Consider the following 13,509-nt stretch of genomic DNA (forward strand, 5'->3'; position numbering starts at 1 on the left):
GACAGCTACACCGACAACCGCCGCACCGGATCGTTCCTGCTCATCGACCCGGCCGACGGCACCACCCTCACCGCCGGCATGGCGGGCGAGGCCTTCGACACCGCACCGACCACCGGCACACCCGACGAGGAGGACTGGGTCTGATGCCCAGCGAGGCGTTCTCGGGCATGGACAAGGAAGGCGGCCGCATCGGCAGCGGCGTCCTCGGCAGCGGCCAGGGCGGCCTGACCCGATGTGCGGGCCGACAGGGCTGAGTTCGCCCTGTCACCGGGCTGCCCTCCCCCACGGCCGCCCGGCCTGCCCCGGCACACCGCTGCCGCGCGCACCATCTTCCGCACCTTTGGCCCGAGACCGCCTCCTGACGGTCCGTCCGCGAACAGGACTCACCATGGCACCGAACCCGGCACCCTCACACGGCACGCCCCCGCACAGCCCGTCCGCCCACGGCCCGTCCGCCCATAGCCGCCCCCGCCCCCGCGCCGGGCGGATCAGACGGCCCGCCGCCGCGGCCGCGGCCGGCCTGACCGCGGTGGCCCTGCTGTCCGCCTGCGGCTACGGCTCGCAGGCCGACGGCAAGTCCTCCGACACCAAGGCCGGCACGGCGGCCACCGCCGGGGATTCCGGCGCGAAGCTGTCCGCGGACACGGTGAGGATCGGCTACTTCGCCAACCTCACCCACGGCACCCCGCTGGTCGGCCTCCAGGAAGGCATTTTCCAGAAGGAGCTCGGCTCCACCCAGGTCAAGACCCAGGTCTTCAACGCCGGACCCGCCGAGATCGAGGCCCTGAACGCCGGCTCCATCGACATCGGCTGGATCGGCCCCTCCCCCGCGATCAACGGCTACACCAAGTCCGACGGCAAGTCCCTGAAGATCATCGGCGGTTCCGCCTCCGGCGGCGTCAAGCTGGTCGCCAACCCGGACCGGATCGCCTCCCTGGACGACCTCAGGGGCAAGAAGATCGCCACGCCCCAGCTCGGCAACACCCAGGACGTCGCCCTGCTCAACTACCTCGCGGGCAAGGGCTACAAGGTCGACGCGGCCTCCGGCGCCGGTGACGTCTCGGTGGTGCGCACCGACAACAAGGTCACCCCCGACGCCTACAAGTCCGGCTCCATCGACGGCGCCTGGGTGCCCGAGCCCACCGCCTCCAAGCTGGTCACGCTCGGCGCGAAGGTCCTGCTCAACGAGAAGGACGTCTGGCCGGACAAGCAGTTCGTGATCACCAACATCATCGTCTCGCAGAAGTTCCTCAAGGAGCACCCGGACGTGGTGGAGGCCGTGCTGCGCGGCTCGGTGAAGACCAACGCCTTCATCAAGGCCGACTCCGACAAGGCCAAGGCCGACGCCAACGAGGCGATCAGGAAGGAGGCCGGCAACTCCCTGGAGCCCGCCGTCCTCGACCCGGCCTGGGCCGACATCGACTTCCTGGACGACCCGCTGGCGAACACCCTCCAGGCCGAGGCCGACCACGCCGTCACCGCCGGGCTCCTGAAGAAGCCCAACCTGAACGGCATCTACGACCTCACCCTGCTGAACAAGGTGCTCGCCGCCCAGGGCCGGCCGGCCGTCGCGGACGCCGGACTCGGCGCCAAGTAGCCTACGCGGCACAGCCGTTCGCCCCAGCGCCACCGTTCACCGGGGCGCCACCGTTCACCGGGGCACCGCCGTTCACCGCGGCGCCGCCGTTCGCCCCGGCGCCGCCGCCCGTCCCGACTCCGCGGTCCGGCCCCCGCCCGCCCGGTCGATCCCCGATCGATGCCCACCGGGACGGGCGGGGCCCGGGCCCCGGCCCAGACCTCTCCCTCCCGCCCGGAGGACCCCATGACCACTCACGCAGGAGGTGCCCGGATGACTCCGGCACTGACCACCTCGGCGGACGCCCCCGGCGCCGACGCCCCCGGCGGCGCGCCCGCCGTCCGGATCTCGCACGTGCACAAGTCCTTCGGCCGCCCCGGCGCCCGGACCCACGTCCTGGACGACATCACCCTCGACGTCGCCCCCGGCGAGTTCGTCACCCTGCTCGGCGCCTCCGGCTGCGGAAAGTCCACCCTGCTCAACCTGGTCGCCGGCCTCGACCGGCCCAGCGCCGGCACCATCGAGGTGCCCGGCGGCCGCCCCGCGCTGATGTTCCAGGAACACGCCCTGTTCCCCTGGCTCACCGCCGGCCGGAACATCGAACTCGCCCTCAAGCTGGCCGGCGTCCCCCGCCCCGAGCGCCGCACGGAGGCCGAGCGCCTCCTCGAACTCGTCCGCCTCGCCGGTGCGTACGGCAAGCGCGTGCACGAGCTGTCCGGCGGCATGCGCCAGCGCGTCGCCATGGCCCGCGCCCTCGCCCAGGGCAGCCAGGTGCTGCTCATGGACGAGCCCTTCGCAGCCCTCGACGCCATCACCCGCGACGTCCTCCACGACGAGATCACCCGCATCTGGGCCGAACGGCAGCTGTCCGTCCTCTTCGTCACCCACAACGTCCGCGAGGCCGTCCGCCTCGCCCAGCGGGTCGTCCTGCTCTCCTCCCGCCCCGGCCGGGTCGCCCGCGAGTGGCACATCGACCTGCCGCAGCCGCGCCGCATCGAGTCCGCCGGCGTCGCCGACCTGTCCATCGAGATCACCGAAGAACTGCGTGGGGAGATCCGCCGCCATGGCCAGCACTGACACCGCGCTCGCCAAGCACACCGGGAGCGCGAGCGACACCGCCGACGTCGGTGCGGGCCTCGACGCCCTCGACGCCGTCACCACCCAGCGCGGATCCCTCGGCGAGGCGCTGCGCAGCAAGGCCCTGCCGCCGCTGATCGGCGTCCTCGTGGTGCTCGCGCTGTGGCAGGGGGCGTACAGCCTGCAGCTCACGTCCTCGTACAAGCTGCCGAGCCCGGCGGACGTGTGGCGCTCCGCCCAGGATCTCTGGTACCAGGGCACCCTGTTCTCGATCATCTGGACCAGCGTCTGGCGGGGCCTGTCCGGCTTCCTGCTCGCCGTGGTCATCGGCACCCCGATCGGGCTGGTCGTCGCCCGGGTCCGGCCGGTGCGCACCGCGATCGGGCCGGTCCTGCAGGGCCTGCAGTCGCTGCCTTCGGTGGCCTGGGTGCCCGCGGCCGTCATCTGGCTCGGCATCAACGACTCGATGATGTACGCGGTGATCCTGCTGGGTGCCGTCCCGTCGATCGCCAACGGGCTGGTGGCCGGCATCGACCAGGTGCCGCCGCTGTTCCTGCGGGCCGGACGCACCCTCGGCGCCACCGGCCTCGCCGGGGCGCGCCACGTCCTCATCCCCGCGGCCCTGCCCGGCTACCTGGCCGGCCTCAAGCAGGGGTGGGCGTTCTCCTGGCGCTCCCTGATGGCCGCCGAACTCGTCGCGTCCTCGCCCGACCTGGGCCGGGGACTCGGCCGCTTCCTGGAGGACCAGCGAGAGTTCTCCGACATGTCGGGCGTCCTGCTCGGCATCATCCTCATCCTCTTCGTCGGCATCGCCATCGAGCTGCTGGTGTTCACCCCGGTCGAGCGCCGGGTGCTGCGCAACCGCGGGCTGCTGGCCGCGAGCAAGTGAGGCACCGCTGATGCCCGCCCTCCTCCTGATCGCCCACGGCAGCCGCGACCCGCGCCACGCCGCGACGGTGGCCGCGCTCGTGGAGGAGGTGCGGGCACGGCGGCCCGACGTCGAGGTCGCCACCGCCTACCTTGACCACTGCGCGCCACGGATCCCGCAGGTGGTGGGACGGCTGGCGGACGCGGTGGCGGTGCCGCTGCTGCTGAACCGGGCGTTCCACGCCAAGCACGACATCCCGGCCGCGCTGCGTGCCGCCGGCTCCCGGCTGCCGGTCGCGGACGTCCTCGGCCCCTCGCCGCTGCTGCTCGCGGCCCTGGACCGGCGGCTGGCCGAGGCCGGTCTGGCGGTCGGCTCGCCGGCGGTGCGGGCCCGTACCGGGGTCGTGCTGGCGGCGGCCGGCTCCTCCGATCCGGCCGCCGACGCGGCGACCCGCGCGGTCGCCGCCGAGTGGCGGCGCACCCGCGGCTGGGCCGGCGTCGAGGTCGCCTACGCCTCCGCGGCGGGCCCGCGCGTCCCCGACGCGCTCGCCGCCCTGCGCGCCGGCGGCGCCGGGCGCACCGCCGTCGCCCCGTACCTGCTGGCCCCGGGGCTGCTGCCGGACCGCATCGCGGCCGCCGCCGGGGCCGCCGGGGCGGACGTCCTGGCCGGCGTCCTCGGCGCGTGCCCCGAGGTGGCCGCACTGCTCCTGGAACGCCACGCCCAGGCCCTGCGGACGGCGCAGGCCGCCCCGGCCCTCACCGCCTGAGCCTCACGAGGCCTCGCGGTGCTGGCAGTACCAGTCCAGTAGATCTCACTATGCGCGAGCAGCAGCGTGATGCAAACGCATTGCGTGACTCAAGGCACTGTCGCTCCCCCGGGTGACGGCGCGCGGGGGCTCGCGGGGCCGCGGGCGGCGCGGCGGGCCCTGGTGCGGCGGCCGTAGCATACGGCGGGGTACGAAGCATTCGGTGCGGCGCGGGGAGGGCATCATGACCAGGGGCCTGGCCCGCTGGATACCGGGGCTGGTCATCGGCACGGCGGTGCTGCACCTGGTGTTCGGGCTGTGGCGGCCCTACGCGTGGGGCGCGATCGTGCGGGACGGGGTGCTGGCCGCGGTGGTCGAGCCCGGTGCGGCCGGGCGCGCGTCCCCCGCTGCCGCGATCGGGTTCACGCTGGGCGGGGCGGCCGTGGTGGTGCTCGGCCTGCTGGCCCGCCGCAGCCTCCGGGCCACCGGTGAACTGCCCGCCCTGATCGGCTGGTCGCTGATCGCGGTCGGCCTGCCGGTGTGCGTCGTCTGCTTTCCCGGCAACGGCGGCTGGATGCTGCTGGTGATCGGTGTGCTGGCCCTGGTGGCGGCCCGGAAACCGGGCCGCCACTGAGTCCGTCCAACCGGGCGACGGAACGTACGGGCCTACCGGGATCGTCAGACCGGGAGGTTCCACTTCTGGTTGTCGGCGCCGTTGCAGTCCCAGATGCCCAGCTGGTTGCCGTTGGTGGTGGAGAAGCCGAGGTCGTCCAGGCAGCGGCCGGACTGCGGGTTGAGCAGGGAGCCGTCACCGCGGGCCTGCCACTGCTGGGCGCCGGTGCCGTTGCAGTCGTAGATCTGCACCAGGGTGGCGTTGCCGGTGTTGCCACCGGAGACGTCCAGGCACTTGCCGAAGGCACGGATGGTGCCGTCGGTGCCGATCTTCCACTGTTGGTTGGCGTTGCCGAGGCAGTCCCAGATCTGGACCGGGGTGCCGTTGGAGTTGATGCCGCCGCGCACGTCCACGCACTTGCTCGCGTAGCCGGAGATCTGGCCGGTCGGGCCCGCCGGGACGGCGGGGCCGGAGACGATCCAGCCGGAGGTCGGCATCGCCGGCCACATGCACACCGCGGTGGCGGTGCCGTTGCCGGCGGCCCAGGCACCGAACGCCGCCGAGAAGACGGGGAACCCGTTGGCGCCGATGCTCTGGCAGCTGCCGGCGACGCGCCAGGTCTGGTTCGGGTCCATGCCCGAGCAGGTGCCGACGAAGCCGTTGCCGCTTCTGCCGACGGAACAGCTCGCGGCGGCCAGGGCGTTGGCGCCCGCAGCGGTCTGAGAACTCTGAGAACTCTGGGAGCCCTGGGTGGCCCGCTCGGCGGCGTCGGCGGCCGGCGCGGTGAGTGCGGCAGCTCCGGCCAGCAGGGCGGTGGCGAACACGGCTGCGATACGGCGCATGGAAGGTCCTTCCGGGTCGTGGGATCACGTCGACCCACCGTCGGCGCGACCGTGGTGACGGTGCGTCGGATGTGTGGGCCGCGTGAAAGACTCGGGGGTGCGCGGTCGGCCGTCAACCGGCAGGTCACCGGCAGCTGCCGGGCATGGGCGCCCTGATCAGGGCCGTCGCTCCGAGCGGCAGTTTCGCCGGGCCTGTTCGCCCCCCGTCGCCGGACAACCGAACGGGCCCGGAGAGCCGGACGGGCCCCGCAGAACCGAAACAGGCCCGGAAAGCCGAACGGGCCCCGCACGCCTCCTGTCGTGGGGAGGGGCGGGGCCCGTTCGGTACGGGTCGGACGGCCGTCAGTCGGCCTTGCGGCGCTGGCGGCCGGTGCCGTAGTTGGAGCCGGACTTGGAGCCGCTGCCGGGCTTGGCGCGGCCCGAGGAGCGGCCGATGAAGCCGGCCGCCTGCGGGCGCTCGCCCTGGGCGGCGCCGCCCATGCGCTGCTTGGGGCGGGGGCGGCGCGGGTTGCCGTTCATGTCGACGTCGGTGGGCAGCCCGGAGCGCTTGCCGGAGCGGCGGCGCGGAGAGCCGGACTTGGCCCCGGCGGGCTTGTCGGCGCCGGCCTGGGCCGCGGCGCCGGAGGCGGCCTGGTCCGCGGGGACCGGCACGGCCAGCGTCACCGGGACGCCGCTGGGCGTGCGGGCGCCGGTGATCCGGGCCAGGTCGGCGTCGCCCGGGCGGATCTTGGTGATGGTCGGGCGGATGCCGGCCACCGTCATCAGCCGGTTGACCTCGCGGCGCTGCTCGGGCAGCACCAGGGTGACGACCGTCCCGGACTCGCCGGCACGGGCGGTGCGGCCGCCGCGGTGCAGGTAGTCCTTGTGGTCGACCGGCGGGTCGACGTTGACGACCAGGTCCAGGCCGTCGATGTGGATGCCGCGGGCGGCGACGTTGGTGGCGATCAGCGCGGTGACGTGGCTGTCCCGGAACTGGTCGAGGACCCGGTTGCGCTGCGGCTGGGACTTGCCGCCGTGCAGGGCGGCGGCCTTCACGCCGTTGGCGAGCAGCTGCTTGGCCAGCCGGTCGGCGCCGTGCTTGGTGTGCACGAACATGATGACGCGGCCGTCGCGGGAGGCGATGTGCGCGGTGGCGGAGGCCTTGTCGGCGGGCTCCAGCTGGAGGACGTGGTGGTCCATGGTGGTGACCGCGCCGGCCGAGGGGTCGACGGAGTGGGTGACCGGGTCGGTCAGGAAGCGCTTGACCAGCCGGTCGACGTTGCGGTCCAGGGTGGCGGAGAACAGCATCCGCTGCCCGCCCTCGGCGACCTGCTCCAGCAGCTTGCTGACCTGCGGCAGGAAGCCCATGTCGGCCATCTGGTCGGCCTCGTCGAGGACCGTGATCTCGACGTCGGAGAGCTTGACGTCACCGCGCCCGATCAGGTCGTCCAGCCGGCCGGGGGTGGCCACCAGCACCTCGGTGCCGCGGCGCACCGCGTTGGCCTGCCGCCCGATCGACATGCCGCCGACGACGGTGGTGATCCGCAGGTTGACGGCGGTGGCGTACGGGGTGAGCGCCTCGGTGACCTGCTGGGCCAGCTCGCGGGTGGGCACCAGGACGAGCGCCAGCGGGTGCCGGGGGTCGGCGCGGCGCCCGGCGGTACGGGCGAGCAGCGGCAGGCCGAAGGCCAGGGTCTTGCCGGAGCCGGTGCGGCCGCGGCCGAGCACGTCGCGCCCGGCGATCGAGTCGGGCAGCGTGGCGGCCTGGATCGGGAAGGGCTCGGTGACGCCCTGGCGGGTGAGCGCGGAGAGGATCGCCTTGGGCAGTTCCAGCTCGGCGAAGGACGCCGCCGGGGGCCGGGCCGGGGTGCCCTGGACCACGGTGAAGTCGGTGGCCTCGGGGGTGGCGGCGGGGCGGTTCTGCCGGGGGGCGCCGGCGCGGCTGCGCGGCTTGCGCCGGCCGTCGCCGGAGGCGGTGCCGGCGGTGCGGCGGGCCTGGTCGGAGTTGCGGGGGCCGCGGTCGCGCGGCGGGCGGGCAGGGTTGGTCACGGGTTCTCCGTCCGTCGGTCTACAGCCCGGTCGGCGGGCTGGGTCGGCCGTCGGAAGGGAAAGTGCGCCGCCCCGGCCGTACGGCGGCATGAGCGGGGGCCCGCACCATGGGTGCGGGCCCCGCTTCGCGATGATCGCGAGTCAGCGTGGGAGCCGACGTCAGCCGATGATCTGGATGTTCTCGGCCTGCGGGCCCTTCTGGCCCTGGGTGACGTCGAACTCGACCTTCTGGCCCTCGAACAGCTCACGGAAGCCCTGAGCCTGGATGTTCGAGTAGTGGGCGAACACGTCGGCGCCGCCACCATCCTGCTCGATGAAGCCGAAGCCCTTTTCGCTGTTGAACCACTTCACGGTGCCGGTAGCCATAACCGTCTCCTCTAACTGGGGCATCAGGGACCCACACCTCGTGGATCCCCAAGTAGCCGCGATCCCCATCCGGAGACTGAAACACCGGACAAAACAAATGCGCCTGGCGGTTGGAACCAGCAGGCGCACACCACGTTCATGGGAACCAAAACTGCAACTGCCTCGACTGTAGCACGGTGGAACCGGGGTTGACCGGGGATTTTCTGCCCGGGAGATCACGTTTGGCGGCCCGGGGAAAGGGGCAGGCGGCGCCCCGCCGAAGCGGGACGCCGCCTGCCAGTACCGACCCGTCCGGGTCAGTGCCGACCGGCCGGTTCCGGCACGCCGTGGGCGTCGGCCAGCGGGGCCGGGCCCTGGCCGTGGCCGTGGCCGGGGCTGTCCGCGTGGCCGGGCCACCAGGCGCGGTGGCCGAGCAGCGCGGTGATCGCCGGTGTGAAGAACATCGCCATCACGAAGGCCGCCAGCACGATGCCGAAGGCCAGCGAGAAGCCGAGCTCCATGAAGAGCACGTTGCCCGCGAGCATGAAGGTCGCGAAGGACGCCGCCAGGATGAAACCGGCCGCCGCGACGGTCGGGCCGCCGTGCTTGACGGCCTCGCGGGCCGCGTCGCGCGGATTGCGGCCCTCACGGGCCTCCTCGCGGAGGCGGGCGATGATCAGGATGTTGTAGTCGGTGCCGATCGCCACCACGAAGAGGTAGATGAAGATCGGCAGCATGAACATCAGGCCGGGCTCGCCCTTGACGTTCTGGAACAGCAGGGTGGTGGCGCCGAGGGTCGCACCGAAGCCGAGGCCGACGGAGGCCATCAGGTACCAGGGGGCGACCACGCTGCGCAGCTGGAGGCCCAGGATGAGCATGATGAGCACGGCCGCGATCGGGAAGACCAGCGTGTAGTCGTGCACCATCGCGGTGTTGATGTCCTTGTACACCGAGGTGATGCCGCCGACCAGGGCCTTGCTGCCGGCCGGGGCCGACGCGTGGGCGGTGTCCCGGACCTTCTCGATGGTGTCGATGGCCTGGTTGGAGGCCGGCGCGTCCTTGAGCAGGACGGTGAAGTCGCCGGTGGTGCCCTCGGCGTTGACCGTCTTGGCCTCGGCGGACGGCGCGACGACCGTGGCGACCCCGGGGACGCCCTGGATCTTGCCGGCGAAGTCCTTGATCGCCGAGTCGCTGAGCTTGGCGCCGTCGGTGCTGGTCAGGTAGACGTGGCTCGGGTCGGCGGCGCCGGCCGAGAACGCGGTCATCAGCTTGTCCTGGACGACCATCGACTCCTTGCCCTTGGGCATGGAGCTGCCGGCCAGGTCGTAGGTGCCGTTGTAGTTGATGCCGGCCAGGGCCAGCACCACCAGGATGGCGCCGGAGACCAGGGCGACCAGGCCGGGCTTCTTGCCGGTCATCCGGCCCAGCGCGGCGAAGCGGGCGTTCGACGGCTCCTGCATCCACTTCTTGCCCGGCCAGAACACGCCCTTGGACGGGATGACGGCGAGCACGGCGGGGGCCAGGGTCAGCGAGACCAGGGCGGTCGCGATGACCGCGATGGCCAGTGCCGGGCCGAGCGCGGTGAACATGCCCAGGCTGGAGAGGACCAGGACGGCGAAGGCGACGGCGACGGCACCGGCGGCGGAGGCGATCGCCTCGCCGACCCGGCCGACGGCGTTGGCGACGGCCGTCTTGCGGTCCTCGCCCAGGCGCAGCCGCTCGCGGTAGCGGAACGCCAGGAAGAGGAAGTAGTCGGTGCCGACGCCCAGGACCACGATGATCAGGATCGCCGAGGTCATCGGGGAGGACTTGAGGTCGAACATCTTGATCGCGTCGGCGATCAGGCCGTTGGCCACCGGCATCGCGATGGCCAGCGAGAGTATGACCGGCAGGATGCCGGCCAGGATGCTGCGGAAGATGATGCCGACGATCAGGATGACCAGCAGCAGGCTGCCGAACATGACGATGGCGTCGGTGGCGCCGGAGGCGTCCTGCTGGTCCAGGCTGCTGGCGGCCTGACCGCCGACCTGGAACTTCAGTCCGGAGCCGTCGGCGAGCTTGGAGCCCTCGCTGCGAAGCTTCTTCGCGGCCTCGGTGAACTCCGTGCTCTGCATCTTGTTCTTGTCGATGGCGACCATGGACAGCGCGTACTTGCCGTCCTTGGACTTCGAGTTCTTGGGGTCGACCGGCAGGATCGTCTCGACGGCGGGGATGTGCGCGTCGGTGAGGCCCTTGACGACCTTGTCCATCGAGGCCTGGTCGGTCTCGTTCAGGGCCTGGCCGTCGTTGCGCTCGAAGAGCAGCAGCGCGGAGGGCGTGAAGCTCGACGGGAAGGCCTCTGCCTGGAGCTGCGCCGCCTGGATGGACTCGTAGTGCTTGGGCAGGAACGCGGACTCGTCCGTCTGCGAGGTGACCTTCGGCGCCGTCGCGACGATGGCGATCATCGCGACGACCCATGCGGCGATCACCCACCACGCACGGCGAACGACGAATTGTCCTAGTCGGTGGAACATGCTCGTGATGCCTCCTGGGCATGGTTCACCGCAGCCCTCGGGGGACGGGTTTCGGGGCGACGGCAAGGCCGACTCGGGAACGCCCGCAAGACGCTCCCTTGCCGGTCGGCAGGTAAGTAGATCTGGGGCATCATCCTACGAGCACTTGCTTGCCGCCCGGCAAGGAGCCCCCGTGTGCTTCAACCCCCGTCGGGCCGCCACGAAGCGGCCCCGGCCCAGTCTCTCCCGGACGCGGGCCCGTTGACCTCGTACTGCGGGTGGAGACTTCTCCCCCTCAGGGTGGAGGTGGATCCCCTACCCCTCAGGAGGAGATCTCGGGGTCCGGGGGTAGGGAAAACCCCACCCGGGCCCCCGAGGAGAGCACCAGGACGAGGCCACCCGCCAGCCGGATTAACCGTCAACCCCCGCTTCCCTACTGTCGATCGGGACGCCGGACCGCAGTCGGCGCACCGCGATCGGCGGCTCCCGCGACCCGGGGCCGCCGCCGCTCCCGTCCGGCGACGACCGCCGAATCTCCCAGGGGGGAAGAACCACCGTGAAGCCCGTGAAGCCCAGACTCGGCCTGGCGGCGGCGATGGGCGCCTGGAGCGCCCGGCACCGCAGGACGGCCGTGTTCGGCTGGTTGCTGTTCGTCGTCCTGACCGCCGTCCTCGGCGGCCTGCACGGCAGCACGAAGATCACCGAAGCCGAGCAGGTCCCCGGGCAGGTCTCCCGGGCCGCGCGGATCCTCGACGAGGCCGGCCTGAAGAGCCCGGCCGGCGAGACCGTGCTGGTCCAGAGCGCCACCCGCGGCGCCGACGACCCGGAGTTCCGCGCCGTCGTCGCCCAGGTGATCGCCGCCGTCAACGGCACCGGCGAGGCCGCTGAGGTCCACTCGCCGTACGACACCAAGGCGGTCTCCGCGGACGGCCACTCCGCGCTGGTGACGCTGACCCTCAAGGGTGACGCCACCGAGGCCGTGGACCACGTCCAGCCGGTGCTGGACGCGGTGGCCGGCGTGCAGAAGCGCAACCCCGACCTGACCGTGGTCCAGCTCGGCGACGCCAGCTCCGGCAAGTGGGTGCAGGACCAGCTCACGAACGACTTCGCCCGCGCCGAGTGGACGGCCGTGCCGCTCGCCCTCGGCATCCTGCTGGTCGCCTTCGGCGCGCTGGTCGCCGCCGTGCTGCCGGTGGTGCTGGCGCTCACCGCCTTCATCGCCGCCGCCGGGCTGGTCGCACTCGGCAGCGGGTTCCTGCACACCAGCGGCGACGCCAGCTCGGTGATGCTGCTGGTCGGCCTCGCCGTCGGCGTCGACTACTGCCTGTTCTACCTGCGCCGCGAACGCGAGGAGCGGGCCGCCGGACGCGACGCCGCCACCGCGCTGGCCGTGGCGGCCGCCACCAGCGGCCGGGCGGTGCTGGTCTCCGGCATCACCGTGGTCGTCGCCATGGCCGGCATGTTCCTCACCGGGATCTCCACCTTCAAGGCGATGGCCTTCGCCACCATCGTGGTCGTGATCACCGCCGTGCTCGGCTCGCTCACCGTGCTGCCCGCGCTGCTGTCGCTGCTCGGCGACCGGGTCGAGAAGGGCCGGGTGCCGTTCCTCGCCAAGCTGCGCCGCCCGGACACCGGACAGGACGGCGGACGGTTCTGGAACGCGGTGCTGACCCCGGTGCTGCGCCGCCCGCTGGCGGCCACCGTGCTCGCCTGCGCCTTCCTGCTGGCCCTGGCCGCGCCGCTGCTCACCATGCACACCGCCAAGCTGACCTTCCAGCAGCAGTTGCCCAGGGGCAACGCCCTGGTCGCCGCCTCGCAGAAGATCGAGGCCGCCTTCCCCGGCAGCCCCGCCCCCGCCACCGTGGTGATCAGGGCCTCCGACATCGACTCCCCCGCGATGACCGCCGCGATCGCCGAGCTCCAGGCCAGGGCGCTGGCCGGCGGGCGGATGCACGGCCCGGTGGAGGTCGCCGTGCACGCCGACCGGAACGTGGCCGTCGTCAACATCCCGCTCAACGGCAGCGGCAACGACACCACCAGCAACGACGCCCTGAAGAGCCTGCGCGAGGACCTGCTGCCCGCCACCGTGCTCAAGGTGCCCGGCACCGAGGCGCCGGTCACCGGCCAGACCGCCGCCTCGTACGACTTCAACCGGAAGATGACCGGCTCGATGCCGCTGGTCTTCGGCTTCGTCGTCGCCTTCGCCTTCCTGCTGATGCTCACCTCGTTCCGCTCCCCGGTCGTCGCGGCCACCGCCGTGGTGCTCAACCTGCTCTCGGTGGGCGCCGCGTACGGGGTGCTGACGCTGGTCTTCCAGCACGGCATGGGCGCCTCGCTGCTGGGCACCGCCGGGGTCGGCGCGGTGGAGTCCTGGGTGCCGCTGTTCCTCTTCGTGATCCTCTTCGGGCTCTCGATGGACTACCACGTGTTCGTGGTCTCCCGGATCAAGGAGGGCCGTGACCGCGGCCTGCCGACCCGGGCCGCCGTCGCCCACGGCATCCGCTCCACGGCCGGGGTGGTCACCAGCGCCGCGGTGATCATGGTGGGGGTGTTCTCGGTCTTCGGCTCGCTGTCCATGCAGGTGATGAAGCAGATGGGCGTGGGCCTGGCGGTCGCGGTGCTGATCGACGCCACGGTGATCCGCGCGGTGCTGCTGCCCTCGGTGATGACGCTGCTGGGCGAGCGCAACTGGTACCTGCCGCGCTGGCTGCACTGGCTGCCGGACCTCTCGCACGGCGAGTCCGTCCCGCCGCTCGGCGCCGACGGGGCCGCGCCGCCCGCCCGGCCGGCCGCCGCCGCCACGGAGGGGGCGCGCCACCGCCGGGCCGGGGTCTGAGCCCCCGCCGGAACGCCCCGACGCCGGGTCCCGCAACGCGCGGGGCCCGGCGTCCGTGCGTCATGATGATCACCGTCCGGGATCCTC

The 13,509-nt window shown here is 72.7% G+C and carries 10 protein-coding genes; 6 read left to right on the top strand and 4 right to left on the bottom strand.

All coding sequences use genetic code 11. The features are described from left to right. The first annotated feature begins 388 nt into the window (after nt 1-388). The 5 genes from ACWDBB_RS13680 (at nt 389) to ACWDBB_RS13700 (ending at nt 4,900) form a co-directional block, all read left to right on the top strand. Entirely contained in the window at nt 389-1,597 is a 1,209-nt protein-coding gene (locus tag ACWDBB_RS13680; protein ID WP_449789745.1) for an aliphatic sulfonate ABC transporter substrate-binding protein, read from the top strand. A 252-nt stretch (nt 1,598-1,849) separates the two neighbouring features. After that, a complete protein-coding gene (locus tag ACWDBB_RS13685) occupies nt 1,850-2,653 on the top strand; it encodes an ABC transporter ATP-binding protein (protein ID WP_449789746.1) in 804 nt (267 codons plus the stop codon). Then, a complete protein-coding gene (locus tag ACWDBB_RS13690) occupies nt 2,640-3,542 on the top strand; it encodes an ABC transporter permease (RefSeq protein ID WP_449789747.1) in 903 nt (300 codons plus the stop codon). The genes ACWDBB_RS13685 and ACWDBB_RS13690 overlap by 14 nt, the downstream gene beginning before the upstream one ends. A gap of 10 nt (nt 3,543-3,552) precedes the next feature. Continuing rightward, a complete protein-coding gene (locus tag ACWDBB_RS13695) occupies nt 3,553-4,287 on the top strand; it encodes a sirohydrochlorin chelatase (RefSeq protein ID WP_449789748.1) in 735 nt (244 codons plus the stop codon). 223 nt (nt 4,288-4,510) lie between these two features. Further along, the gene (locus tag ACWDBB_RS13700; protein ID WP_449789749.1) at nt 4,511-4,900 is read left to right on the top strand and encodes a DUF6463 family protein; all 390 of its coding nucleotides are present in this window, start codon (nt 4,511-4,513) and stop codon (nt 4,898-4,900) included. A gap of 44 nt (nt 4,901-4,944) precedes the next feature. Here the strand turns inward: ACWDBB_RS13700 and ACWDBB_RS13705 are convergent, their stop codons facing one another. From ACWDBB_RS13705 to ACWDBB_RS13720, 4 genes are all read right to left on the bottom strand, one after another. Then, nucleotides 4,945-5,721: an RICIN domain-containing protein gene (locus ACWDBB_RS13705; protein ID WP_449789750.1), complete on the bottom strand. Its 777-nt coding sequence runs from the start codon at nt 5,719-5,721 to the stop codon at nt 4,945-4,947. A gap of 342 nt (nt 5,722-6,063) precedes the next feature. Further along, nucleotides 6,064-7,749 (bottom strand): DEAD/DEAH box helicase, encoded by a 1,686-nt coding sequence (locus tag ACWDBB_RS13710; RefSeq protein ID WP_449789751.1) that lies wholly within the window; start codon nt 7,747-7,749, stop codon nt 6,064-6,066. 159 nt (nt 7,750-7,908) lie between these two features. Further along, on the bottom strand, nt 7,909-8,115 hold the full coding sequence (locus tag ACWDBB_RS13715; protein WP_030060364.1) for a cold-shock protein: 207 nt from the start codon (nt 8,113-8,115) through the stop codon (nt 7,909-7,911). A gap of 296 nt (nt 8,116-8,411) precedes the next feature. Continuing rightward, nucleotides 8,412-10,562, bottom strand: coding sequence for an MMPL family transporter (locus ACWDBB_RS13720; RefSeq protein ID WP_449789752.1), 2,151 nt, complete (start codon nt 10,560-10,562; stop codon nt 8,412-8,414). Between the two features lie 619 nt (nt 10,563-11,181). On the opposite strand from ACWDBB_RS13720, the gene ACWDBB_RS13725 reads away from it, so the two are divergent. Then, nucleotides 11,182-13,422 (top strand): MMPL family transporter, encoded by a 2,241-nt coding sequence (locus ACWDBB_RS13725; protein WP_449789849.1) that lies wholly within the window; start codon nt 11,182-11,184, stop codon nt 13,420-13,422. The last annotated feature ends 87 nt before the right edge of the window (nt 13,423-13,509 follow it).

This window comes from Kitasatospora sp. NPDC001095 (genome assembly GCF_053598615.1).

Excerpts from the sequence above, each read along its gene's own strand:
- ACWDBB_RS13680 (WP_449789745.1), top strand. The coding sequence starts at position 389 with ATGGCACCGAACCCGGCACCCTCACACGGCACGCCCCCGCACAGCCCG.
- ACWDBB_RS13685 (WP_449789746.1), top strand. The coding sequence starts at position 1,850 with ATGACTCCGGCACTGACCACCTCGGCGGACGCCCCCGGCGCCGACGCC.
- ACWDBB_RS13690 (WP_449789747.1), top strand. The coding sequence starts at position 2,640 with ATGGCCAGCACTGACACCGCGCTCGCCAAGCACACCGGGAGCGCGAGC.
- ACWDBB_RS13695 (WP_449789748.1), top strand. The coding sequence starts at position 3,553 with ATGCCCGCCCTCCTCCTGATCGCCCACGGCAGCCGCGACCCGCGCCAC.
- ACWDBB_RS13700 (WP_449789749.1), top strand. The coding sequence starts at position 4,511 with ATGACCAGGGGCCTGGCCCGCTGGATACCGGGGCTGGTCATCGGCACG.
- ACWDBB_RS13705 (WP_449789750.1), bottom strand. The coding sequence starts at position 5,721 with ATGCGCCGTATCGCAGCCGTGTTCGCCACCGCCCTGCTGGCCGGAGCT.
- ACWDBB_RS13715 (WP_030060364.1), bottom strand. The coding sequence starts at position 8,115 with ATGGCTACCGGCACCGTGAAGTGGTTCAACAGCGAAAAGGGCTTCGGC.
- ACWDBB_RS13725 (WP_449789849.1), top strand. The coding sequence starts at position 11,182 with ATGGGCGCCTGGAGCGCCCGGCACCGCAGGACGGCCGTGTTCGGCTGG.